Annotated in this window: 1 protein-coding gene; it reads left to right on the forward strand. The window is 41.8% G+C overall.

From position 1 onward, the window contains the following. Positions 1 to 517, forward strand: a 517-nt coding sequence (locus AB4496_RS25975) for an ATP-binding cassette domain-containing protein (protein WP_372132752.1), incomplete at its 5' end; no start/stop codon positions are given. Positions 518 to 650: the final 133 nt, after the last annotated feature.

Raw genomic sequence — 650 nt, forward strand, 5'->3', positions numbered from 1 at the left:
CTCAATGATGATGCAAGACGTGCACTTATTTGAAGAGACCATCCAATTCAATATCGCGCTGGGTAAAACGCATCTATCTAGAACTGAGGTTGAACAGGCTGCGCGCTATGTTTATGCCGATAAGTTTATTGAACAATTGCCACAAGGTTATGACTTCCACTTGGAAAAGAACGGATCCAACTTGTCTGTAGGGCAAACGCAGCTTATCTCGTTCGCTAGAGCGGTTGCACAAGGTGGACAACTGATGATGCTTGATGAGGCGACCAGTTCGGTAGATTCAATCACCGAAGACCTAATTCAAAAAGCAATGCAGCGCCTTTTCAAGGAAAAAACCGTGATTGCGATTGCACACCGTTTGAGTACCGTTCGTCACTCAGATACGATTTTGGTGTTGGAAAAGGGTGAAATTGTTGAACAAGGTAACCATCGACAGCTGATAGCACACAATGGAATTTATGCAGGATTGTTGGAAGAGTCCGTGGTTGGAGGAATCGATTGTAGAAAGAGTCGATTGTAGAAGTGAGTGACTATCGAGCTATAAATAACTATTAACTAATACGAATAAGCCAAACTTGTCGACTTCCTAGCTTGTATGACTATTACAAGATACAGTTAGCCTAAAGATGAAACATATAAGGAATGTATAATGC

Source organism: Vibrio sp. 10N.222.46.A1, assembly GCF_041473595.1.
Classification (GTDB): Bacteria; Pseudomonadota; Gammaproteobacteria; order Enterobacterales; family Vibrionaceae; genus Vibrio; species Vibrio tasmaniensis_A.